Raw genomic sequence first — 24,344 nt, 5'->3', positions numbered from 1 at the left:
CGTTTGTTTCCAGAGGGGGTTGCATCGCATGAATCAGCGGGATCAATACACTGCGCTGGGTACTCCCGACTGCACTACAGAGGAGAGTATATGGTTCGATTTCCGGCACCGGCAACGATCCGGCGCTGACAAGTTCGCGGCGATTATTGACAACACCCTGCCAGTCCGGCCTGTTGGCAACACCCTGCTATACCGGGGCCGGGTCCGCGAGGGATAAATTTACCATCGACTCGGCTGCGCGCCGGGTTTATCAATCGGCCTGCCTGCAGTCATGCGCAGCAGACTTTGAATTGACCTTCGAAGATATGCGGCGAGTCCGCAGGGTCTTTGTTCAGGATTCATGACGTAAGTGTGGTGAATATAATGATCGGACCGCAGCAGGCCTCGGATTCCGGGGCACAGCGGATCGCATTGGTGACCGGCGCCGCGGGTGGCATCGGTCATCGCATCGTGTACCGGCTCGCCGCTCAGGGCATGGTCGTGGTCGCGGTCGACCGGGCCGCGGACGCATCGAAGGAGCTGCGTGCCATGCCCGGTCAGGTGACGATCGTCCAAGGTGACGTGACCGACCCGGTCGATGTCGAACGCATCGTCGGCGACGTCGAGCGGGATATCGGGCCACTCGACTATCTGGTGAACGCGGCCGGCATCATGCGGTTCGGCGAGATCGTCGAACTGTCCGAGGACGACTGGGAAGAAACCTTCTCGGTCAACACGACCGGTGTTTTCCGGGTGACCAAGGCGGTGCTCACCCGCATGATCTCCCGGCGCCGCGGCGCGGTGGTCACGGTGTCCTCCAATGCCGCGCGGACGCCGCGCGCGTCCATGTCCGCCTATTCGGCTTCCAAGGCGGCGGCGACCATGCTCGCCAAATGCGCCGCGCTGGAGGTCGCCAAATACGGAATACGGTGCAACGTCGTTTCCCCCGGGTCCACCAGGACCGAAATGCTGCAGGCGACGTGGGAGGGGGAGGACCGTACCGAAGCTACCATCGCCGGCGTGCCGGAGAAATTCCGTCTCGGTATTCCGCTCGGCCGCATAGCCGATCCCGACGACATCGTCGACGCCGTGGAATTCTTGCTGTCCGACCGAGCCCGGCACATCACGATGCAGGAACTCACCGTGGACGGTGGCGCGACACTCGGCAGCTGAGTGCGCAGAACTTCGATCGATCAGAGGAGTCATGATGTTCGGTGGAATACCCGACGTCATTTCGTATGAAATGCCGGTGCCGGACGAGATGCCGGAGAATATTGTCGACTGGAAAATCGAACCCCGTCGATCGGTGCTGTTGATCCACGATATGCAGAACTACTTTCTGCGCCCGTTGCGCGCCGGTGGCTCGCCCTACACCGAGTTGGTCGCCAACCTCGCGCTGCTGCGCGAGGCCTGCGTGCGGGCCGGTGTGGCCGTCGTCTATACCGCGCAGCCCGGTGGGATGACCCCGACCGAGCGCGGGTTGCTGCGCGATGTCTGGGGCCCGGGCATGACCACGGACGAGACCGATCGCGCGGTCGTGGCCGAATTGGCCCCCGGCCCAGCCGATCTGGTGTCCACGAAGTGGCGCTACAGCGCGTTCCACGGGTCGGGCCTGCTCGACCGGTTCCGGGCGATGGGCCGTGACCAACTGATCATCAGCGGGGTGTACGCGCACGTCGGGGTGTTGGTCACCGCGTGCGAGTCCTACTCCAACGACATCGAGACCTTCCTCGCCGCCGACGCCGTCGCCGACTTCACGCGCGCGGACCATCGGATGACGCTCGATTACGCGGCGGCCCGCTGCGCCATGGTGCGGACCACCGCGGATCTGGTCGCCGCCGTACAGTCCGGCACAGACGTCGGCTCCCGGGTGGGTGTGTGATGGCCCGCGTGCCCGCCGGGCGCGCGCTGCTCGATCGGCTGCTCGCCGATCCGCAGCAGCCGTTCGCGATGGTGCAGCGATCGGGCGCCGAGGCGCCGGGCACCGTCGACGTCATGCTCGGCGACTTCGCCGAACTCGCCGGCCTCGACGAGGTGCGGCTGGCCGACGAGGAGTCCGGCCTGCTCGTTCTGGTGCCCTACCGGCAGATCGCCGAGCGCGGTTTCCCCTGCAACGACGATCGCACGCCGTTGCTCGCGATGTCGGTGCGCGAGCACGAGCTCACCGACCGCGAAACGGTGCTCGCGGCGATCGGCCCGGACCTGCTGGGCCCGGACTCGATCGACGCGGCGGGCTTCCGATTCGACGTCTCCGACGAGGAGTACCGCCGCATCGTGCAGTCCGTCATCGACGACGAGATCGGCACCGGTGAAGGCTCCAACTTCGTGATCAGCCGATCGCTGATCGGATCGTTCGGGCCGAATCATCTGCATGTCTCGCTCGGGTTGTTCCGCAGGCTGCTGAGCGGCGAACGCGGTGCGTACTGGACCTATCTGGTGCACACCGGCACGCAGACTTTCGTCGGCGCCAGCCCGGAAGCGCACGCGCACTTCGACAACCGGACCGTGTCGATGAACCCGATCAGCGGCACCTACCGGTATCCGCCGGAGGGGCCGACCGAGTCGGGTCTGCTGCACTTCCTCGCCGATCAGAAAGAGAACGACGAGCTGTTCATGGTCGTCGACGAGGAACTCAAGATGATGTCGGCGCTCTGCCCGGCGGGCGGGACGGTCACCGGGCCGTATCTCAAGGAGATGGCGCATCTGGCCCACACCGAGTACCTGCTGTGCGGCCGCACCGAACTCGGCGTCGCCGAGGTGCTGCGCGAGACGATGTTCGCGCCGACCGTGGTCGGCTCGCCGCTGGAAAGCGCCACGCATGTCATCGCGCGGTACGAATCGGTCGGGCGGGGCTACTACAGCGGCGCCATCGCCTACATCGACCGCGGGGCGAGCGGCGTGGTCCGGCTCGATTCGGCCATCCTGATCCGCACCGCCGTCGTGGACGCCGTGGGGCGGGCCAGGATCACCGTGGGCTCGACGCTGGTGCGCGACTCCGATCCGGTCGGCGAGATGCACGAAACCTATGCCAAGGCAGCGGCTTTGATCAACGGATCGGTCACGGCGCGCTGGCCGCGGCTGGCCGCGTTGCCTGCGGTCGCGGCCGCGTTGCAGAGTCGCAACTCGATCGCCTCGCAGTTCTGGTTCGCGGAAGCGGACAGCAGGCGTATCGGCGCGGCGCCGCAGGCCCGCGGCTCGGTGTTGCTGATCGACGCGGCCGACAACTTCACCACGATGCTCGCCAGCATGCTGCGTTCGCTCGGGTTCGAATTGACGATCGCGAGCTGGGACGCCGAGGTGGAACTCGCCGACTACGACCTGGTCGTGCTCGGTCCCGGTCCCGGCGATCCCGGTGCGCTGCACGATCCCCGGGTGCTGGCGATGCGGCGCCGGATCAAGCAGCTCACGGCGGCCGATCAGCCGTTCGCGGCGGTCTGCCTGAGCCACCAGATCCTGTGCTCCGCACTGGGTCTGGAGATCACCAGGCTGGACAAGCCGAATCAAGGTGTGAGCCGGGTGATTTCGCTGTTCGGTACGCCGGTGCGGGCGGGGTTCTACAACACCTTCGTCGCCCGGAGCGCGGTCGACGCCTTCGACTCCGCGCTCGGCCGGGTCGAGGTGAGCCGTGATCCGGCGACCGGTGAGGTGTACGCCCTGCAGGGTGAGCGGTTCGCCTCGGTGCAGTTCCACGCGGAATCGGTGCTGTCCCAGGACGGTCCGGCCGTGCTCGCCGCCATCGCGAGCCGGCTGATCGCCCGGCCGGCCGTGCTCGCCGGGGATCGGGTGAGTGCGCGTGGCTAGGCGGCTCGTGCGCCGGGCGCTCGGACGGGTTGCCGACGTCGTCAATCGGCCGGTGCCCGTCCGGCGCGCGAAGGTCGAGGAGCCGGTCTCCGGCAAACGGATCCTGATCACCGGCGCGTCCGCCGGCATCGGCCGGGCCGCGGCGGTGGCAGCCGCCGCGGCCGGGGCCGAGGTCGTGCTGGTGGCGCGCCGGGAGCCGGAACTCGCGCAGTTGTCCGACGAGATCCGGTCCGCGGGCGGCAAAGCGGTCTATCGAACGTGCGATCTCACCGACGACGGCGAGGTCGACGCGTTGCTCGACTGGGTACGCACCTCGGTCGGCCGGGTGGACGTGCTGGTGAACAACGCCGGCCGGTCCATCCGGCGACCGATCACGGAATCGTTCGATCGCATGCACGATTTCCGGCGCACCATGGGCATCAACTACTTCGGCCCGGTCCAGCTCAGCCTCGGCCTGCTGCCCGGCATGCTGGAATCGGGCCGCGGTCATATCGTCAACGTCGGTACCTGGACCGTGCCCACCGGCACCTCGCCCCGTTTCGCGGCCTACCAGAGTTCCAAGACCGCGCTGACCGCGTTCGGCCGCTGTGTGGACGCCGAGTTGTCCGGCCGCGGGGTTGCGGTGACCTCCGTCCACTATCCGCTGGTGCACACCGCGATGAGCGCACCCACCCCGGAATATCAGAAGCTGCCCGGGCTGACGCCGCAGGAAGCGGCGGAGTGGATTCTGACCGCGATCCGGCACCGGCCCACGCAGGTGATCCCGCGCTATGTGCCGGTGCTGTGGGCCCTGCGGTTGTCCGGCTCCCGCACGGTGGGCCGGCTGCTGCTGCGCTGGGGGTGACCGGCGCGAATCGCCTGGTCCGCGTGCCGGTGACAAGTAGCTGCCATGGAATTGCGACCGCCGACCCGATTAGTCTTTGTGTATACACCGGTAAATATCGACCGGTAAATCCCGTGGATTATTCAGAAAGGGCATCATCGTGATGCTACGCAATGGGCGACTCATGGTCGCAACAATGGCTTGCGCGGCAGCGCTCTGGCCCGGATTCGCCGGCCCCGCCGCCGCCGAATCCCCGGTCTCGGCCGCCGCCTGCGGCACGCCGCTGAATGCCGCTGAAATCGCCACGATCACCGAGCTCTCGGACATGGACACGATCCGTGGCGCCGACGGTCTGCAGCGGCTCGTCGAGGTCGGCGAGCGCAACGCCCAGATCGCGGAAATTCTTGTCGCACATGGTGATCGACGCGGACTCTTCGCGCTCATGAACGACACCGCGGACCGCGCGACGGTGCTGCCGATGATCCGTTCCGGCGCCGGGCTGACCGATCCGCAGCGTGACGCGCAATTCTATTTCGAGGGCTACGAGACCTGGCTGCGGGCCGTGCACGCCGAATTCACCGGCGCGCCGATTGCCTGGCAGTGGGCACCCTATTTCGGGTTGGCCGGTAATTGCGCGGAGTCCGGCGCCTATGTGGCGATGGTCGGCTACAACGCGCATATGAGCGTCGATATCCCGTACGCGCTGGCCTCGACCGGTATCGGCCCGGAGAACTCGGGCGACTACTTCAAATTGATGGACGCCATCGCGGTCAACAATCCCGCGCTGGTCAGCCGGACCAAGCAGGCGTACAACGCCGATGTCGGCCCGCTGTGGCGGTTCTACTTCTTCGGTGAGGGCCTCGATCGGATCACCGGCGAGGGCGTGGGCTCGACCATGCTGCTGCGCAGCGCGCTCGCCAGCGTGAACGCCACCAACCTGGCCAACGGCGTCGGCCTGGCCAACCCCGCGACCCGCGATCTCACCAGCGCCGGCATCACCACCATGTGGGGAGCCATCGACGGTGTGCTCGCCACGCTCACGAACGTGAACGGGCTCTAGCACTCGAGGGCGCGAGCCCCGCTGTCTGCCAGCGGCCTCCCCGAAATGGTCGGGGCGCCGACTCCGAAACGGACTGAACGTCCCTGAAGAGAGATTCGAACCGTGAAGACTTCCACCCCCATCCGACTCCTTGCCGCTGCCTCGCTGTGCGCCGCGTCCGCCCTGCTGGGCACCGCCGCGCCGGCCGCCGCCGACGAGGGCGCCGACGGAAAATCCTTCGTGGCGATCGGCGATTCCTACACCACCAACGGCAACATCATCTACTCGCTCGGCTTCGGCTACGGCGGCGACAAGTCCTGCCAGCGGTCGGACACCTCGTGGCCCAAGCAGCTGGCCGCGCAGATGAACATCGGCGCCGACGACCTGGAAGACGTCTCCTGCCTGGGTGCCTCGCTGGCCACCCCGCCGCACTACACCGCGACCTATATGGCCAAGCAGGCCGCCTCGGCCGGCGCGTTCGGCCCGAAGACCCGCCTCGTCACGATCCAGCTGGGCCAGAACGACATCTGGAACAGCTCGAACCGCCAGCGCGCGCTCGACGCCGAGGTCACCTGCCTGCCGAACTTCATCCAGGGCTGCGGGCCCGATGCAGGCCTGGACGGCCGGGCGCCCGACGCCCGCGGCGTGAACTCCGACCAGTACGTGGCCTGGGTCAAGCCGGTCGTGGACTACGTGCGCTACTACGCGCCGAACGCGCAGATCGTCTTCGTCGGCTACCCGACGATCGGCGAGCGCGGCAATCCGCAGTGGTGCTGGGAGTCCCCGGTGGGCCGGATGTCGCAGCCGCGCGCCGGTGCGATGACCGAGTTCCTGGACAAGGTCGACGACGCGCAGCGGGCCGCAGCGGCCACGCTGAACGTCGGCTTCTTCGACACCAGGGCGGCCACCGCGGGCCACGGCAGCTGCGCCGCGGATTCGTGGATCAACGGGTACTTCAACCCGACCGGTGAGTTCCTCGGGATCCCGTTCCACCCGACCAAGCACGGTGACACGGTCACGGCGACCGGCATCAAGGAACAGTTCGGATTGTGATGACTGAGGACACTTTTTCGGCAGCTACGGTGCCGATGCAATGGGTAGGGCCGCTCAAGATCTCCGGCAACGTCGCCGAGGGTCTGGTCGAGGTGCCGCTGGCCACCTACGAATCGCCCCTGTGGCCTTCGGTGGGACGCGGCGCCAAGATCTCCACCCTGTGCGAGCGTGGCATCGTGGCCACGCTGGTGGACGAGCGGATGACCAGGTCGGTGTTGCTGGAGGCCGATGACGCGGGCACCGCACTGGCCGCGGCCCGCCAGCTCACCGCCGAACTGCCGCAGCTGCGCCGGATCGTCGGCGAATGCAGCCGCTTCGCCGACCTGATCGACCTGCACCACCAGATCGTCGGCAACCTGCTGTTCCTGCGGTTCGAGTTCACCACCGGCGACGCGTCCGGGCACAACATGGTGACCCTGGCCGCCGACACCCTGCTCGGGCACATCGTGAACACCGTGCCCGGCGTGCGCTACGGGTCGGTGTCGGGGAACTTCTGCACCGACAAGAAGGCCTCCGCGGTCAACGGGATCCTCGGCCGCGGCAAGAACGTCGTCGCCGAGATCCTGATCCCGCGCGAGATCGTGGCGCAACGGCTGCACACGACCGCCGCGCAGGTGGCCGATCTCAACGTGCGCAAGAACCTGATCGGCACCACGATCGCGGGCGGAATCCGCACGGCGAACGCGCATTACGCGAACATGCTGCTCGGCGTGTACCTGGCCACCGGGCAGGACGCGGCGAACATCGTCGAGGGCTCGCAGGGGATCACCCACGTCGAGGATCGCGACGGGGACCTCTATTTCTCCTGCGCGCTCCCGAATCTCATCGTCGGCACCGTCGGCAACGGCAAGGGGCTGGACTTCGTCGAGGCGAACCTGGCCCGCATGGGGTGCCGCGAGAGCCGGGAAGTCGGCGGTAACGCGCGGCGGCTCGCCGTGCTCACCGCTGCCGCCGTGCTCTGCGGAGAGCTGTCTCTGCTCGCGGCGCAGACAAATCCGGGCGAGTTGATGCGGACGCACATCCGCTTCGAGCGCTCGGCATCAGGAGAAGGAACAGGCCAATGACCGTGCCTATCGGAATCCACGACATCGCCCTGGCGACCGGCCACTACGCGATGGATCTGGCCGAGCTGGCCAGGCACAACGGCGTAGATGTCAACAAGTACTACATCGGCCTCGGGCAGACCTCGCAGACCGTGCCCGCCACCGACGAGGACATCGTCACCATGGCCGCGGCCGCGGCCAAGCAGATCGTCGCCAAACACGGTGTCGAGGGCATCCGGACGATCCTGTTCGCCACCGAGACCGGGATCGACCAGTCCAAGGCCGCGGCGGTCTACGTGCAGGACCTGATCGGACTGCCCGCTGCGACGCGCGCCGTCGAGCTCAAGCAGGCTTGCTACGGCGGCACGTCCGCGCTGCAGCTCGCGGCGGGCATCGTCGCCCGCGATCCGGAGCAGCGCGTGCTCGTGATCGCCAGCGATATCGCCAAGTACGACGTCGATTCCGGCGGCGAGGGCACCCAGGGCGCGGCCGCGGTCGCGATGCTGGTCTCGGCGCACCCGGACCTCGCGATCCTCGACGAGACCGTCGGGCTCTACACCGCGAACGTCCAGGACTTCTGGCGTCCCAACTATCGGTCCACCCCGCTCGTCGACGGCAAGCTGTCGGTCGGCGCGTACCTGGAGGCCGTGGAGCAGGCGTGGAAGGACTACGAGGCCAGGGGCGGGCGCGGGGTCACCGAGTTCGCCGGCTTCTGCTATCACCAGCCGTTCACCAAGATGGCCTACAAGGCGCACACCCGGCTGCTCGAGCTCAAGGGCATCGAGGCCAGCACGGCGCGCCTGTACGCGGACCTGGCGCCGACCACGATCTACAACCGGGCGATCGGCAACAGCTACACCGCGTCGCTGTTCGTCGGGTTGGTCTCGCTGCTCGACCACTCCGAGGATCTCGACGGCAAGTCGGTGGCGCTGTTCAGCTATGGGTCGGGCTGTGTCGCCGAGTTGTTCTCGGTCACAATGGTTCCCGGGTACCGCAAACATCTGCGGACCGCGGAGAACCGGGCGGCGATCGCACGTCGTGAGCCGATCTCGTACGAAAAGTATCGTGCCCTGCGCAATGTCGCGCTGCCGGAGGACGGTACGGAGCTGGTGCTCGACGAGACGAGCAGCAACCCGTTCCGGCTGACGGCGATCGCGGGACATTCGAGAATCTACGGGGCGGCCCGCGCGCAGTGACGCGGGTGCGGACCGATCCACACCGAGAGTGAAATGCGCTGATGGAGAACGGAATGTGGCCCCCTCGTAGTGTGCTGGCGGCGCGCGGGCACGCGGTGCCCGAGCGCACCGACGGCGAGGTCGGCACCGGGCGCGCGAGCGCCAAGCTGATCTTGTTCGGTGAGCACGTCGTGCTGTACGGCAAGCCCGCGATCTCGCTGCCGGTGCCGTCGCTGCCGGTCACCGCCCGAGCCCGCCGCAGGCCCGGCCCGGTCGTGATCGAATCCTCGACGCTCGACTCCGGCCGGCGCGAACTTTCCGCGGCCTCCCAGCTGGACGCCTCGGCGGTGCCGCGGCTGGCCGTCTCGGCGGTCTGCGAGTACCTCGATCGCCCGGACGACGGGCTGTTCGTCACGGTCGACAGCGGTATCCCGGCGGGACGCGGTTTCGGCTCCAGCGCCGCGAGTTCGGCCGCCATCATCGAGGCGGTGGCCCGGCTGTGGGGCCGGGAACTGGACGGCGACACCATGTTCGCCCTGATCCAGCAGTCGGAATCGTTCGCGCACGGCAAGGCCAGCGGCGTGGACGCGCGCACCGTGATCAGCCGGGGCGGGCCGATGTGGTTCCAGGAGGGCGCGGTCGCCCCGCTCCCGGTGGCCGCGGGCGCGGCGCAGCCGGTCCTGGTCGTCGCCGATACCGGCGTGAACGGCAGTACCCGGCAGGCGGTTTCGACCGTGCATCGTAATCTCGTCACGCTCGGTGCGACCGGCACCGACCTGCTCGAGCGGGCGGGGGCGATGACGACCGCCGCCGCAACGGATCTGGCCGCGGGCCGGTTCGCCGACGTGGGCGCGAAGATGACCGCGACGCACTTCATCCTCGACCGGCTCGGCGTGAGCTGCCCCGAGATCGAGACGCTGGTCGGCGCCGCGCTGGAGGCGGGTGCGTTGGGCGCCAAGCTCTCCGGCGGCGGACTGGGCGGCTGTGTCATCGCGCTGGCCGCCGACGCGGCCGCCGCGGCGCACTTGCACTCCGTCCTGCTGGCCGCGGGCGCGGATCGTTGCCACACCGTGGCATTGGACGCGAGCGAGGTGCGGTCGTGAGCACGCCGGAGACGGTGGCCGCGCGGGTGGCTGCCGAAGGCGTCACCGCGACGGCCTATCCGAATATCGCGTTGATCAAGTACTGGGGCAAACGCGATGAGGCGCTTCATCTTCCGGTCACCAGCAGCCTGTCGCTGACCCTCGGCGTCTTCGCGACGGTCACCACGGTGACCCTCGCCGAGGACCTCCCGGCCGACAGCGTCACCGTTGCCGACGGCCCCGCGGCGCAGGCCTTCGCCGCCAAGGTCGTCGGATTCCTCGATCTGGTACGGGATTCGGCGGGCGATCACCGCCGCGCCCGAGTGCACACCGTGAACATGGGGCCGACCGGGGCGGGCCTTGCCTCCTCGGCCTCCGGGTTCGCGGCGCTCGCGGTGGCGGCGGCCGGCGCCTACGGTCTCGACCTCGATCAGCGCGCGCTGTCCCGGCTGGCCCGGCGCGGCTCCGGCAGCGCCTCGCGTTCCATCTACGGCGGCTTCGCCCAGTGGCATCGCGGCGAAGGCGTTGGTGCGGAGGGGGATTCGAGCAGTTACGCGGAGCCGGTCGCGGCGCCGCTGCTGGATCCCGCGCTGGTCGTCGCGCTGGTCGACGCCGGCGAGAAGTCCATCACCAGCCGGGCGGCGATGCGGCGCACCGTCGACACGTCGCCGTTCTATCAACCGTGGGTGCGCTCCAGCGAACAGGACCTGCGCGATATGCACACCGCCATCGCGGCGGGGGATCTGGCGGCGGTCGGCGAGATCGCCGAACGCAATGCCCTCGGCATGCACGCCACGATGCTCGGCGCCCGCCCGGCCGTACGCTACTTCGCCCCCGGGTCGATGCGGGTGCTGGACCGGGTGCTCGCGTTGCGCGCGGAAGGCGTCGTGGCGTACGCCACGATGGACGCCGGCCCCAACGTCAAGGTGCTGTGCGATCGACGGGACAGCGCCGCGGTGGCCGCGGCGCTGGGCGAGACCGACCCGGCGATGCGGATCATCGTGGCGACCCCGGGACCGGGCGCGGCGATCGGCGCTCCGGCCGAATCGAGTGCCCATGATCACCGTTGACGTTCCGGGCAAGCTGTACATCGCCGGTGAGTACGCGGTACTGGAACCGGGTGGCGCGGCCGTGCTCGTCGCGGTGGACCGCTACCTGACCGTCGCGGTCGGTCCGGCCCCCGCGGCGGCGCCGTCGCGCCGGACGGTCATCACCGAGCGCACCGGGCCCGGCCCGGTCGAATTGCTCCCCCGTACCGCGACAACCGGTGCCACGGTGGCCGATTCGGCCGACGCCGCGGCGTTGCGGCACGTGCTCACCGCCGTGGACCTCGTCGAGCGGCTCGCGGCCGAGCGCGGCGACGAACTGCTCGGCTTCCACCTCGAGATCCGCTCGGCGCTGGACGACCCGGCGACCGGCCGCAAATTCGGGCTCGGCTCCTCGGGCGCGGTGACCGTCGGCGTGGTGCGTGCCCTCGCGCAGGCCTACCGGTTCGACCTGGACGACGACGCGCTGCTGCGGCTGGCCCTGCTGACCGCTTTCGCGGTGGATCCGCGGTGCTCGGGTGGCGACGTCGCGGCGTCGCTGCTCGGCGGCTGGGTCGCCTATCGGGCCCCGGATCGGGCCCGGGTGGCCGCGCAATTCGCCCAGCCCGACACCAAACTCACCGACCTGCTCTGGCAGCCGTGGCCGGAGCTGTCCGCGCGCCGGATGCCCGCACCCCGCGCGCTGTGTCTCGAAGTGGGCTGGTCGGGGCAGCCCGCGGTCTCCAGTGGGCTCGTCGAGCTGCTACGCAACGGCATCGCGGGCGACTCCGCGGCGTACGGCCGTTTCGTCGTCGCCAGCAATTCCTGTGTCGCAACGCTTGTCGCGGCGCTGGAGTCCGGTGACGACGCCTCGGTGGGCACGGCCATGGCGACCGCCGGTGCGCTGCTGCGCGCGGTGAGCGCGCTGGCCGGCGTGTCGATCGAGACCCCGGCGCTGGCCACGCTGCGCACCACGGCCGAGGCGCTCGGCGCGGTCGCGAAGAGTTCCGGCGCGGGCGGCGGCGACTGCGGTATCGCGCTGCTCGCCCCGGCCGGCGTGCCGCAGCTGCGGCAGCAGTGGCGGGCGGCCGGTATCACGCCGCTCGAACTGCTTGTGCATCAAACGTTTTCAGCGAAAGGCAACTCCAGTGACAACAGTGTCGCAGATCTACGGCAGCCGTAAAGACGACCATGTCCGCCTCGCGGTGGAGCAGCATCACCTGCGCAGCGCGGGGCTCGAGCTGAACCAGTTCGACGAGGTGCGTTTCGTGCACCACGCACTGGCGGGCAGCGCCGAGTCGGCGGTGTCGCTCGGCACCGAGGTCGCCGGAATCGCCTGGGACGTACCGCTGTACATCAACGCGATGACCGGCGGCAGCGCCGGCACGGGGGAGATCAACCGCGGCCTCGCCATCGCGGCCAGGCAGACGGGGGTGCCGATCGCCTCCGGGTCGATGAGCGCCTATCTCGCCGAACCCGCGGTGGCGCCGACTTATCGGGTGCTGCGCGAGGAGAACCCGGACGGATTCGTCATCGCCAACGTCAACGCCAACGCGACTCCCGAAATGGCCCAGCGCGCAGTCGATCTCATCGCGGCTAACGCGCTGCAGATCCACATCAACACGATCCAGGAGATCGTGATGCCGGAGGGCGATCGGGACTTCTCCGCGTGGCCCGAGCACATCGCGCGGATCGTGGACGCACTGGACGTGCCGGTGATCGTCAAGGAGGTCGGGTTCGGGATGAGCGCGGCCGCGGTGGCGCGCGCGGCCGATCTCGGCGTCTCGATCGTGGATGTCTCCGGGCGCGGCGGCACGAATTTCGCCACCATCGAGAACGCCCGGCGCCCGCACGAGGACTTCGCGTACCTGGGGGACTGGGGACAGTCCGCGCCCGCCTGCCTGATCGACGCCGCCGATGTGGCGCGGCAGCGGGAGCTGAGCCTGCTGGCCTCCGGCGGCGTGCGGCACCCGCTCGACGTGGTGCGGGCGCTCGCGCTCGGCGCGCGGGCGGTCGGGGTGTCCGGCTACTTCCTGTCGGTCCTGCAGAGCGCCGGTGTCGACGCGCTGGTCTCGACCATCGGCGACTGGATCACCCAGATCCGGCAGCTGATGGTGGTGCTCGGTGCGCGGACGGTGCCGGACCTGGCACAGACGGATCTGCTGCTGAGCGGCAACCTGGCCGAGTTCAGCCGGCTGCGCGGCATCGATCCGGGCGGCTACGCCCGGCGTGCGCGCTGACGATGGCGCGACGATAGGCGCGCGATCGTGCGCCGATGGCGCGACGTGTCACGCTATTTGTGCGGCACAGTTGTGCCCGCGACCGACTTCGAGTTCTCCAGCACCGGACCGCAGCGCGAATGACCTTCGCGCTGCGGTCTCGTGCGTTCCGGTGCGCGGGCGCACGGACGAATTGTTTCCACGCAATTCCCGCACTATCGACCGGCAATAGTGAAAAGAAAGTATTCAGATAAATCGCTGCCGCCGTGACGGGCATCACACTTGACCGTCTCTTTTCGGGGTGTCACGCTATTGGGGCGGCACAGTTGTGTCCGTATCCGAATTCAGCACACCCCGCGCAGAATGATGCGCGAGATTTCCTCCCGCTGTTGTTCGCGCGTTCGGTGCGCATTCTCTACACCGAGAATTCAGGTTATCCGGCGACCATAGGAACTATGGGCGTCGTCGCCGCATGTCGGCTGGGGACCAGGGTCGATCACCAGCAGCTGCCGCGACACGCGGGCTCCCGCCCGAGGATTTCCACCTTCGCAAAGGAGAAGACATGCGCAGCACATTGATCGCGGGCCCGGATCGACTCAGGCCCCAACGACGATGTGGTGCGGTTGTTCTGCGAGTTCGACGCCGCCGAGAAATGCACCTCACGGGCACCCGGCGGCGGCAGCTGTTCCATGACCGGGGCCTGACTTTTCACCTGCAGGCCGAAAGGTTACTGGAATGAATACTGATATCGCGATCGCCACCACGCGTGCCGACCTGGAGGATCGGCGCACCCTGAGTGTCAGCCCGCTGCTCTCGCCCGCCGAGGTGCGCCACGCGCACCCGATCGACGAGACGCTCGCCGCCATGGTGCACGCGGGTCGCTGGGCCACCGTGGATGTGCTCACCGGGGCCGACGATCGGCTGATGGTGATCGTCGGGCCGTGCTCGGTGCACGATCCCGAGGCCGCGCTGGACTACGCGCGCAGGCTGGCGGTCAAAGCGGCCGAGCTCGACGATCGGCTGCACGTGGTGATGCGGGTGTACTTCGAGAAGCCGCGCACCGCCCTGGGCTGGAAAGGCCTGATCAACGATCCGCACCTGGACGGCTCCTTCGATATCGACACCGGCCTGCGCCTCGGCAGGCGCTTGCTGGTCGACATCACCGCACTCGGGCTGCCGGTGGCGTGCGAGTTCCTGGATCCGATCACCCCGCAGTACATCGCGGACCTGGTCTCCTACGGCGCCATCGGCGCACGCACGGCGGCCAGTCAGGTGCACCGCCAGCTCGCGAGTTCGCTGTCCATGCCGGTCGGGATCAAGAACGGGACCGACGGTGATGTGCAGGTGGCGGTGGACGGGGTGCGGGCCGCGGCGGCGAGCCACGTCTTTCCCGGTATCGACCTGGCCGGCCATTGCGCGCTGATCCAGACCACCGGCAACACCGACTGCCACGTCATTCTGCGCGGCGGCAGCACCGGTCCGAACTTCGACGCCGCCTCGGTGGCCGAGGCCTGCCTGCGGTTGGAGAAGGCGGCGCTGCCGCAGCGGCTCGTGGTCGACGCCAGTCACGGCAACAGCAACAAGGACCACAACAAGCAGGTCGACGTGGTGACCGACCTCGCCGGACGGATCGCCGCGGGCGAGCGCAGCGTGGTCGGCGTGATGCTGGAGAGCTTCCTCGTCGGCGGCCGCCAGGATCTGACCCTCGGCGAGGCGGGCGCGCTCGCCTACGGGCAGTCCATCACCGACGCCTGCCTGGGCTGGCACGCCACCGCCGCGCAACTCGATCGGCTCGCCGCCGCGGTCGCCACCCGCCGCAGGCGGGCGCGGTCGATCGGCACCCGCCTTCCGGCGTAGCCGGAATTCGCGCAGATCAACAGCTTTGGGCCCATGGCGCTGCCGTCGCGCGGCACGGGTCGCACGGCGCCATGGGCCATGGTTGGCCACCAGTGAGGAGGACAACGTGCCGAGTAGTACCAATCTGCAGTGGCCGGCCGCAGGGTTGGGCCTGATCACCGACGATGACGCGGATATCGACAGCGTCCGGTTGCCCGGTCTCGTCGGCCGCGACAAGGAAGTCAACGAAATCCGTTGCCTGATGAACGATCCCCGGGTCCGCCTGCTCACCCTGACCGGACCGGCCGGGGTGGGCAAGAGCCGAGTGGCGCAGGAAGCGCTGGCGCTCAGTGAGTTCCGCACCGCGACAGCCACCACCGTGGATCTCGCGGAGGCGAGCAATCGGCGCGAGGTCTGGCGAGAGGTGCACGCCGCGTTCGGCTTCGGGTCCGGCGACAACGAGAGTGCCGATGCCGAACGGATATTGGCGTCGCTCGAAGCCGATCTCGGTCCGGACCGGACCATCCTGCTGCTGGACAACTGCGATCTGGTCTCGGGCTCGATCGCCCGCGATGTCTCCCGGCTGTTGCAACGCTGCCCGAATCTGCTTGTCGTAGCGACCAGTCGGGTGGTGCTCAACCTGCAGCGCGAGTACGTCGTCTCCGTGCGTCCGTTGCGTACCCGGTCGGAGTCGGGGCCCTACCGGCCCGCTTCCTCCGCCGCCGCGCAACTGCTGCTGGCCAGTATCGACAGCCGCTACCGGAGCTCGGCGGCGAATCGGCTGGTACTGGACGAGATCGCGCACGAGCTGGACGGGGTGCCGCTGGCGTTGGAGCTGGCCGCGATCACCATCAATCGGATCGGGTCGGCGCAGACGCTGAAGTTGATCCGCTCCGGCGAGGGGCTCACCCCGCTGCCGTTCGTGGACATCCCGCTGCGGCATCGGTCGCTGCACGACGCGGTCGCCTGGGGCATCGACCGGCTCGACGAGAGCACCGTCGATGTCCTGCTGCATCTTTCGCTGTGCGAGTCGGCCGTGGATCCGGACACCGTCTCGCTGATGGTCGATCTGGAGGAGACGTTCATCGGCGGCACCTTGACCACGCTGATCGGGCACAGCCTGTTGCAGCGCACGGTCACCGACGCCGGTCACCCCAGCTACGAACTGATCGCCACGGTGCGCGCCTACTGCCACCGGCTGTTGCGGACCGACCGGGTGCGCGGCGACCGGATCCGGCGCAACCACGCCGATCGCCTGTGCGAGTTGGCTTTCCGGCTCGCCGACGAGCTGGGCAGGCCGGATCGGCGGGCGGCGGCGCTGCAGCTCGCCGAACAGCGGGTGCGCGATTTCCGCGCCACCGTCGCCCGCCTGATCGAGCTGGGCCGGGCCGAACGCGCCGTCGAGGTCGCCGCGCTGCTCGAGGATGTCTGGGTGCACTCCGGGTGCCTGCCCGAGCTGGAACGGACACTGCTCCGATTCCTCGACACTCCGGCGGGCCGGCCCGAGGCGACGGACCCGGCGGTGCCGCGCGCCATGGAACTGCTCGGTGACTGGGCGCTGCGGTCGGGCCGATCCGGTCGCGCGGTGGACCTGTTCACCCGCGCGGCGGCGGCCTATCACCGCGCCGCCGACGACGCGGGCGCCTACCGGGCGACGGTGCGGCTCGGCGCCGCCCAGCTGGTGGCCGGTCAACCCGCACAGGCCCGGGAACAGCTGATGCGCGCGCTGCGCAAGCCGAACAAGGGCGGCGAACGGGAACTGGCCGAGATCTATCTGGAGGTGCTCGCGCTCGGTGACCCGATCGGTCAACGGGACGAGGACTGGGCGACGATTCAGCATCGCGTGCAGCGACTCGGCAGCGACGCCGACCGGATGCGCATGCTGAACGCGCTGGCCAACACCCAGCTCGGCGCCGACACCGCGCACCGCGCACTCGAGCTGTTCCGGTCCGCCCTGCGGATTCCGCGCAGCGGACAGCACGTGCTCGAGACGCTCGTCGCGGTGGAGGGCTGCGCGAGCGCGTACCGCATGGCCGACGCCGAATTCGGCGAATCGGCGGCCATGCTGTTCGGTGCGGTGCATCACCTGCGCAACGCCTATGCGATTCCGCTGCCGGACGATATCGGCAGCGAGAACGCGCGGGCCGCGCATCTCATTCGACCGGAAACCGCCGGAAATCTCCGCGATATCGTCGATCGGGCGCTGTCCGGTCCGGCGATTCCCGCCGGTTCCGGCTCACCGCTGGCCAGTTTGACGAAAAGGCAGCGGGAAATTGCGCTGCTGGTCGCCGACGGTATGACCAATCGAATGATCGCCAGCCAGCTCGGCATTGCCGAATGGACGGTGATCAACCATCTCCGGCTGGTGATGTCCAAGTTGGAGTGCCCATCCAGGCTGCACGTCGCCCTGGTGGTGAAAGGCGAACAAGATCCCCACGCAATGGCAGGTCATTCCTGACAGGGGCTTGTTATTTTTCCAGTCCGGAGTCGGCGATAGGCTCTGGTCAATCCGCAAAAACGCAATCGAGGGAATAATCGTGACGGAACTTCGACTCGGATACAAGGCATCGGCGGAACAATTCGCTCCGCGTGAACTTGTCGAGCTCACGGTGTCGGCCGAGGAAAACGGTTTCGACAGCGCCATGATCAGCGATCACTTCCAGCCGTGGCGATTCAACGGCGGGCACGCGCCTTTCTCGCTGGCGTGGCTGGCCGCGGTCGGTGAGCGCACCCGCCGTATCCAGATCGGCACCTCGGTGCTGACGCCGACCTTCCGCTACAACCCGGCCGTGATCGCGCAGGCTTTCGCGACGATGGCCTGCCTCTACCCGGGGCGGGTGATGCTGGGCGTCGGGTCCGGCGAGGCGCTGAACGAGATCGCCACCGGGTTCATCGGCGAATGGCCCGAATTCAAGGAGCGGTACGCGCGGCTGCGGGAATCCGTCGAGCTGATGCGGGCGCTGTGGACCGGCGACCGGGTCGACTTCGACGGCGAGTACTACAAGACCGTCGGCGCGTCCATCTATGACGTTCCCGCCGAAGGCGTTCCGGTGTACATCGCCGCGGGCGGGCCGCTGGTGGCCCGGTACGCGGGCCGGGTCGGTGACGGCTTCATCTGCACCTCCGGCAAGGGCATGGACCTCTACACCGAGAAGCTGATGCCCGCGGTCACCGAGGGCGCCGAGAAGGCGGGCCGCACCGTGGCCGACGTCGACACCATGATCGAAATCAAACTCTCCTACGAGACGGATTACGACCTGGCCCTGCAGAACACGCGGTTCTGGGCGCCGCTGTCGCTCACCCCGGAGCAGAAGCACAGCATCTCCGATCCGATCGAGATGGAGGCCGCGGCCGACGCATTGCCGATCGAGCAGATCGCCAAGCGCTGGATCGTCGGCACCGACCCCGACGACGTGGTCTCCCGCATCGAGCCCTACATCGATGCAGGCATGCGGCACTTGGTCTTCCACGCCCCCGGGCACGACCAGTCCCGCTTCCTCGAGCTGTTCGCCAGGGACCTCGCGCCCCGGCTGCGCAAGCTCGGCTAGCTCCTCGACCACCCAGACCCGACAGGATTGACAATGCAGAAACTCACGGTGGAGCGCGTCATCGCGGCTCCGATCGAGACGGTCTTCAACTGGTTCGCCGATACCGAGAACTACTCGGCCTCTCAGGCCGTGTTGCAGAACAAGCTGATTCAGCCGGCCGCCGACGTGCCCTACGGTGTCGGCGCGGTCCGCAAGGTCACCTGGTTCTTCGGCCGGTACACCGAGCGCATCACCACCTACGACGCCCCGCACAAGATCGGCTGGGTGATCGAGAGCGGTTTCCCGGCCATCCGGCATCAGGGCGCCGAGCTGAACTTCAGCGAGGTGGCGGGCGGCACCCGGGTCGTGCTGACCACCACGGCCGAGGCCGCGATCCCGTTCGGCGCCGACTTCGCCACGCGCACTTTCGGATTCCCGGTGCTCGCGGCCGGTTACCGTAGCGTGCTGAAGACCGCCGAGGTGGCGATCACCTCGCCGCGTAAGGCTCAGCAGCGCACCCGGCAGGGTTGGCTCGCCAAGCCGCGCAACTACGTCTTCGACCAGGTGCTGAAGCTGATCCGCAACATCCACCACCTGATGCTGAAGGTCAGCGGCGGCAAGTGGGGCAACAAGCAATTCGGCATGGCCGCCATCGAATTGCATGTGCTGGGCCGCAAGTCGAAGGCGCGGCGCACCGCCGTGCTGTGGGTGCCGGTCATGGAACCGGGCCGGGTGGTGCTGGTGGCGTCCAAGGAAGGCGACGACCGCGATCCCGAGTGGTACAAGAACCTGGTCGCCACGCCCGAGGTGGAGTTGACCATCGACGGTGTCACCACACCGTGGCTGGCGCACACCGCCGATCGCGCGGAGAAGGCCGAGCTGTGGCCGCGAATTGTCAAGGCGTACCACGGTTTCGCGGTCTACCAGACCCGCACCGACCGCGATATTCCGGTCGTCGTCTGCGTCCCGCGGGAGGACGTGGGCTCCGCGGCGGACCAGGCGTTCGCGGCGGGCCGGGCCAAGGCCGCGAGCAAGGCGAACGAGGCCGCCGCGTCGAACGGCGCGGCCGGTGCCACCAAGACGGCAGGCGCCACCAAGGCGGCCGGGGCGGCCAAACCCGCCGCCGCCCGTAAGTAATTCGAAAACGGGGGATCGAAAAGCCTTACCCGGCACTCGGTCCCGTCCATGTATCTGATCGCCATATGTATCCGATTGAGGTGTTGACGTGATGAAATCCCTTCTGCCAATTCGTGTAGCTCTGGCGGTTCTCGGCAGCGCGGCCATCGTGACCGCTACTGCGGCCTGCGGCAGCGACTCCGATTCGTCGACCACGACGCCGAGCACCTCGGCCGTCGTCCCGGCCCCGGTCGCCAGTTCCTCGCAGGCGCCCGCGCCCGCTCCGGAACCCGCGCCCGCCCCGGCCCCGGCGCCCGCTCCCGAACCCGCCCCTGCTCCCGCCCCGGAACCGGAGCCCGCCCCGGCGCCCGCGCCGAAGCCCGCCCCTGCTCCCGCCCCGGCGCCGAAGCCCGCGCCGAAGCCGGCCCCGGAGCCCGCGCCCGCGCCGAAGCCGGCCCCGCCGACCCTGTCGGACCCCGGCTTCGATCCGAAGCCCGGCTACTGAGCACGCGATAGAACGAGGTCGCCGTGACCGACACCCGATCGACACCGCGGGGGACCCCCGCGGTGTCGCCCGAGATCGCGCAAAGCCGCCCGGCCCTGCCGTCGCTGACGGGGGCCCGGTGGTGGGCGGCATTCGCCGTCTTTCTTCTACATGCCCTGGTGTTTCTGCCGGTCTATCCGTTCCAGAAATCGGAACTGTTCCGTCAGATCCACTTCTTCATGCCCATGCAGCTGGGGGCGGCCGGCGTCACGTTCTTCTTCGTGCTCTCCGGATTCATCATCTACTGGTCGTTCAAGCCCGGCGCTTCGGTGCTGCGGTTCTATTGGCGGCGGGTACTGAAGATCTATCCGTCGCACCTGGTCGCGGCGCTGGCCTTCATCGTGGTCGCCAGCGTGCCGCTGCACCGCCTGGTGGTCTGGGTGCTGAACCTGCTGCTGGTGCACACCTGGATTCCGAAGTCCACCACCGTCGGCGGGCTCAATGTGCCGTCCTGGTCGCTGGCCTCGGAGATGCTGTTCTACCTCAGCTTCCCGCTGGTGCTGCCGCTGGTCCGGCGCATCCGCACCGAACACCTGGTGCGGGCGATGGTGGTGCTGTTCCTGTTCATCCTCGCGTTGCACACCGCGTATTTCCTGTTCGTCGACGGCCCGAAGGGCATCGAGAACGCCTTCGCGCCGCGGCTGGTGCCCGGTGATGCCTCGCCGATGTACGAATTGCACGCCTCGCCCGCGTGGTTCGCTCGCGACGACATTCCCGTCGCGCTGTCGTACTGGCTGAGCTACAACTTCCCGCTGTCGCGGCTGCCCGAGTTCTTCCTCGGCGTGCTCGCGGCCCGGATGGTGCTCGAGGGCCGGTGGCGCAACGTCAAGATGGGCCCGCCGCTGGCGCTGCTCGCGGTCGCCTACGCGGCCACCTGGGTGCTGCCGGTTAACTACAAGATGTCGGCGCTGCTGCTGGCGCCGATGACCGCGGTGGTGGCCACGCTCGCCGCGCGGGATCTGCAAGGCATCCCGGGCTTGAATTCGTCCAAGACGATGGTGTGGCTCGGGAACGTTTCGTTCGCCTTCTATCTGATCCAGTTCCCGGTGATGGTGCTGATCACCAGATTGTTCATCGGCGGGAACCAGTTCGGCTGGGCCGGCTGGCTGGGGTGGGCCCTGTTGTCCATGGCCGTCTCGACCGTGGCCGGCGCGGCCATGTACCACTGGATCGATCTGCCACTGATGACCCGGTTCTCCGGCCGCCGGCGCGCAGCGCCGAAGGGCGAGGAGAAACCGGAAACCATGGTGGTGTCGAGCGAACCGAAGCCCGTGGTGGCGAGTTCGAACGAACCGCAGACAGTGAATTCCACCGTCCGTTGACCTGCCACCCATAACGCACCGGCCGCCCGGACCTGGCACCTCCGGCGGCCGGTGCCTTTTTATTCGAGCAGAAACAACGGTGGATCATCATGCGCCAAGAACTTGCGGAACGGCCGCAGCAAACCGCATATCCGGCAGGGAATTCCAGCGTCGCCGACCACCGCACGCCGTGCTATTGCGGCTGCGCCGCGGCCGAATATTCGGCCGCCGTCGACGGCATTCATGCCAGGAGGAACGTCACGTGAACAACATCGCCGTGCTCGGCACCGGGTCCTATCTGCCGGATCGCATCGTGTCCAACAGCGAGGTCGGTTCCGGCGCCGACGTCGACAGCGAATGGATCATCCGCAAGACCGCGATTCGCGAGCGGCGCTGGGCCCTGCCGGACCAGGCGACCTCCGACCTGGCGACCCACGCGGCGAGCGCCGCGCTGGACGCCGCGGGCATCAGCGCGGACGAGGTGAGCGCGATCGTGGTCGCGACCTCCACGCCCGATCACCCGCAACCGCCCACCGCCGCCTTCGTCCAGCACAACCTCGGCGCCCGCGGCGCCTCGGCCTTCGACGTGAACGCGGTGTGCTCGGGCTTCGTCTTCGCGCTCTCCGCGGTGGAGGCCGCGATCGCGCGGGCCGGCGGGGGATACGGGCTGGTCGTGGGCGCCGACGTCTACTCCAGGATCCTCAATCCCGCGGATCGGCGCACGGTGGTGCTGTTCGGTGACGGCGCGGGCGCGGTGGTGCTCGGGCCGTCCGCATCCGGCGGTCTGCGCCGATTCGGCCTGCACACCTTCGGCGACCTGACCTCGCTGATCCGGGTCCCGGCCGGCGGCAGCCGCCAGCCCTACGATCCGGCCGCGCACGAACTCGGGGCGCAGTACTTCACGATGGACGGCCGCGGCGTCCGCGCGTTCGTCAACGGCTCGCTGCCGGTGCTCGTCAAGCAATTCCTGCACGACTCCGGCGTGGCGCCGGACGACATCACCCACCTGATTCCGCATCAGGCCAACGGCGTCATGCTGGCCGAATTGGCGGAGGAGCTCGGGCTGGTCAACGCCACTATGCACACGACGGTTCGCTATTACGGGAACACGGGTGCCGCGTCGATACCGATCACCCTCGACAACGCGGCACGCACGGGCGGGATTCGCCCGGGCGACACAGTTCTGCTCGTCGGCTTCGGGGGCGGAATGGCGGTGGGACTCACCCTCGTCGAGTGGTGAATCACCGCACAGCCGAAATACGACTTCATTCATCCCGGAAAGAGAGACAGCGTAGTGAGTGCACCTACCGAGTCACCGTCCTTTCTCGCGACCCGCCGCGGCAAGCTCACGCTGGTGCTGCTGTGCACGGCCGCGTTCCTCGACTTCGTCGACAGTTCGATCGTCAATCTCGCGCTTCCGGCGATCCAGGGCGAGATGGATCTGTCGGTGTCGACCCTGCAGTGGATCACCACCGGCTACCTGCTGACCTACGGCGGCCTGATGCTGCTCGGCGGGCGCCTGGCCGACCTGCTCGGGCGGCGCCGAATCCTGATGGCGGGCACCGCCATCATCGGAATCTCCTCGGCCGCAGCCGGTCTGGCGCAGAACAGCGAACTGCTGATCGGCGCCCGGTTCACCCAGGGCATCGGCGCCGCGCTCATGCTGCCCGCCGCGCTGTCGATCCTGACCACCAGCTTCCGCAGCGGCACCGACCGCAGTACCGCGCTCGGTGTGTGGGCCGGCATCGCCGGTCTCGGCGCCGCGTCCGGGTTGCTGCTCGGCGGTCTGATCACCCAGGGGCCCGGCTGGCGGTGGGTGTTCTATGTCAACGTGCCGGTCTGCCTCCTGATCCTGATCGTGCTGCCGCTGCTGGTGCCCAGCGACCGGCGCAACGACATCCGGGGCAGCTTCGACATCTTTGGCACCGCGCTCGGCACCGGTGGCCTGATGACGCTGGTCTACGGCCTGGTCGAGGCGCCGGAGCATGGATGGGGCAGTGCCCGTACGGTTCTCGTGCTGGCGGCGGCCGCCGCGCTGCTGGTGGGGTTCGTGGTCAACGAGCACAAGATCTCGAATCCGCTGGTGCCGCTGTCGATCTTCCGCATCCGTGGTCTCGGCGCCGCCGACGTCACGCAGATGCTGGTTGCCGCGGGCATGATGTCGCTGTTCTTCTTCATCACCCTCTACACCCAGGAAGTACTCGGCTGGGGTGAGATCAAGGCGGGTCTGGCCTACCTGCCGTTCAGCGCGACCATCGTAGTGGTCTCCGGCGTGACGACGAAGATCGTGCCGCGCACCGGAACCCGTCCGGTGATCATCATCGGCTCCGTGATCACCGGCATCGGTATCTTCCTGCTCGCGCAGATCCCGACCGACGGCGCGTACCTGTCGGACCTGTTGCCCGGCTTGATGATCACCGCCGCCGGCTCGGCCGCGGTCTTCGTCGCCAACACCACCGCGGCCAACGCGGGCGTGCCCGCGGACAAGGCCGGACTGGCCGCCGCGCTGCTCAGCACCGCGCAGCAACTCGGTGTCGCCATCGGTGTCGCGGTGCTCACCGCGATCTCGATCTCGCACACCAACACCGAGCTGGCGCACGGTGCGCTGCCGCTGGACGCGACGACCTCCGGGTTCCGCCGCGCGCTGCTGGTCGCCGCGATCTTCGCGACGGTGGGCGCGCTGACCGCGCTGCGCACGGTCAACACGCGCGGCGAAGAGGCGGACGCCGTAGTGGAATCGCGACCCGAAAAGGTGGTCGTCTAACGCTGTCACCATGCCCG

The 24,344-nt window shown here is 68.5% G+C and carries 20 protein-coding genes; all 20 read left to right on the top strand.

What is annotated here, in order from left to right; genetic code table 11:
- Nucleotides 1-363 precede the first annotated feature (363 nt).
- The 20 genes from O3I_RS33445 (at nt 364) to O3I_RS33350 (ending at nt 24,327) form a co-directional block, all read left to right on the top strand.
- The gene (locus tag O3I_RS33445; RefSeq protein ID WP_014987457.1) at nt 364-1,152 is read left to right on the top strand and encodes a 2,3-dihydro-2,3-dihydroxybenzoate dehydrogenase; all 789 of its coding nucleotides are present in this window, start codon (nt 364-366) and stop codon (nt 1,150-1,152) included.
- Between the two features lie 31 nt (nt 1,153-1,183).
- Nucleotides 1,184-1,861: an isochorismatase family protein gene (locus O3I_RS33440; RefSeq protein WP_014987456.1), complete on the top strand. Its 678-nt coding sequence runs from the start codon at nt 1,184-1,186 to the stop codon at nt 1,859-1,861.
- Complete coding sequence (locus tag O3I_RS33435) at nt 1,861-3,780, top strand: anthranilate synthase family protein (protein WP_014987455.1); 1,920 nt, start codon at nt 1,861-1,863, stop codon at nt 3,778-3,780. Before O3I_RS33440 ends, O3I_RS33435 begins: the two co-directional genes overlap by 1 nt.
- Complete coding sequence (locus O3I_RS33430; RefSeq protein WP_237748177.1) at nt 3,773-4,624, top strand: SDR family NAD(P)-dependent oxidoreductase; 852 nt, start codon at nt 3,773-3,775, stop codon at nt 4,622-4,624. Before O3I_RS33435 ends, O3I_RS33430 begins: the two co-directional genes overlap by 8 nt.
- Before the next feature lie 175 nt (nt 4,625-4,799).
- Nucleotides 4,800-5,663, top strand: a complete 864-nt coding sequence (locus O3I_RS33425) for a DUF5995 family protein (protein ID WP_014987453.1) — start codon at nt 4,800-4,802, stop codon at nt 5,661-5,663.
- 102 nt (nt 5,664-5,765) lie between these two features.
- On the top strand, nt 5,766-6,695 hold the full coding sequence (locus O3I_RS33420) for an SGNH/GDSL hydrolase family protein (protein ID WP_014987452.1): 930 nt from the start codon (nt 5,766-5,768) through the stop codon (nt 6,693-6,695).
- On the top strand, nt 6,695-7,759 hold the full coding sequence (locus O3I_RS33415; RefSeq protein ID WP_014987451.1) for a hydroxymethylglutaryl-CoA reductase: 1,065 nt from the start codon (nt 6,695-6,697) through the stop codon (nt 7,757-7,759). Before O3I_RS33420 ends, O3I_RS33415 begins: the two co-directional genes overlap by 1 nt.
- Nucleotides 7,756-8,934 carry a hydroxymethylglutaryl-CoA synthase gene (locus O3I_RS33410; protein ID WP_014987450.1) on the top strand — a complete coding sequence of 393 codons (1,179 nt, stop codon included), beginning with the start codon at nt 7,756-7,758 and terminating at the stop codon, nt 8,932-8,934. Before O3I_RS33415 ends, O3I_RS33410 begins: the two co-directional genes overlap by 4 nt.
- Nucleotides 8,935-8,987: 53 nt before the next feature.
- Entirely contained in the window at nt 8,988-10,016 is a 1,029-nt protein-coding gene (mvk, locus tag O3I_RS33405) for a mevalonate kinase (protein WP_167829194.1), read from the top strand.
- Nucleotides 10,013-11,065 (top strand): diphosphomevalonate decarboxylase, encoded by a 1,053-nt coding sequence (gene mvaD, locus O3I_RS33400; protein WP_014987448.1) that lies wholly within the window; start codon nt 10,013-10,015, stop codon nt 11,063-11,065. The genes mvk and mvaD overlap by 4 nt, the downstream gene beginning before the upstream one ends.
- Nucleotides 11,052-12,203 (top strand): phosphomevalonate kinase, encoded by a 1,152-nt coding sequence (locus O3I_RS33395; protein WP_014987447.1) that lies wholly within the window; start codon nt 11,052-11,054, stop codon nt 12,201-12,203. The genes mvaD and O3I_RS33395 overlap by 14 nt, the downstream gene beginning before the upstream one ends.
- Nucleotides 12,178-13,260, top strand: a complete 1,083-nt coding sequence (gene fni / locus O3I_RS33390) for a type 2 isopentenyl-diphosphate Delta-isomerase (protein ID WP_014987446.1) — start codon at nt 12,178-12,180, stop codon at nt 13,258-13,260. Before O3I_RS33395 ends, fni begins: the two co-directional genes overlap by 26 nt.
- Before the next feature lie 714 nt (nt 13,261-13,974).
- Nucleotides 13,975-15,096 (top strand): 3-deoxy-7-phosphoheptulonate synthase, encoded by a 1,122-nt coding sequence (locus O3I_RS33380; protein ID WP_014987445.1) that lies wholly within the window; start codon nt 13,975-13,977, stop codon nt 15,094-15,096.
- A 106-nt stretch (nt 15,097-15,202) separates the two neighbouring features.
- Nucleotides 15,203-17,533 carry an ATP-binding protein gene (locus tag O3I_RS33375; protein WP_014987444.1) on the top strand — a complete coding sequence of 777 codons (2,331 nt, stop codon included), beginning with the start codon at nt 15,203-15,205 and terminating at the stop codon, nt 17,531-17,533.
- Between the two features lie 76 nt (nt 17,534-17,609).
- Nucleotides 17,610-18,623, top strand: coding sequence for a glucose-6-phosphate dehydrogenase (coenzyme-F420) (gene fgd, locus O3I_RS33370; RefSeq protein ID WP_086006312.1), 1,014 nt, complete (start codon nt 17,610-17,612; stop codon nt 18,621-18,623).
- A gap of 33 nt (nt 18,624-18,656) precedes the next feature.
- The gene (locus O3I_RS46960; protein ID WP_014987442.1) at nt 18,657-19,739 is read left to right on the top strand and encodes a nitroreductase/quinone reductase family protein; all 1,083 of its coding nucleotides are present in this window, start codon (nt 18,657-18,659) and stop codon (nt 19,737-19,739) included.
- Nucleotides 19,740-19,830: 91 nt separating this feature from the next.
- On the top strand, nt 19,831-20,223 hold the full coding sequence (locus O3I_RS46155) for a hypothetical protein (RefSeq protein WP_141691885.1): 393 nt from the start codon (nt 19,831-19,833) through the stop codon (nt 20,221-20,223).
- 23 nt (nt 20,224-20,246) lie between these two features.
- On the top strand, nt 20,247-21,584 hold the full coding sequence (locus O3I_RS33360) for an acyltransferase family protein (RefSeq protein WP_014987441.1): 1,338 nt from the start codon (nt 20,247-20,249) through the stop codon (nt 21,582-21,584).
- A 241-nt stretch (nt 21,585-21,825) separates the two neighbouring features.
- Nucleotides 21,826-22,803: a 3-oxoacyl-ACP synthase III family protein gene (locus tag O3I_RS33355; RefSeq protein ID WP_014987440.1), complete on the top strand. Its 978-nt coding sequence runs from the start codon at nt 21,826-21,828 to the stop codon at nt 22,801-22,803.
- 54 nt (nt 22,804-22,857) lie between these two features.
- Nucleotides 22,858-24,327: an MFS transporter gene (locus O3I_RS33350; RefSeq protein ID WP_014987439.1), complete on the top strand. Its 1,470-nt coding sequence runs from the start codon at nt 22,858-22,860 to the stop codon at nt 24,325-24,327.
- The last annotated feature ends 17 nt before the right edge of the window (nt 24,328-24,344 follow it).

The sequence above is a fragment of the Nocardia brasiliensis ATCC 700358 genome, assembly GCF_000250675.2.
In the GTDB taxonomy this organism is placed as follows: domain Bacteria; phylum Actinomycetota; class Actinomycetes; order Mycobacteriales; family Mycobacteriaceae; genus Nocardia; species Nocardia brasiliensis_B.
This window is presented reverse-complemented; position numbering and strand designations above follow the sequence as displayed.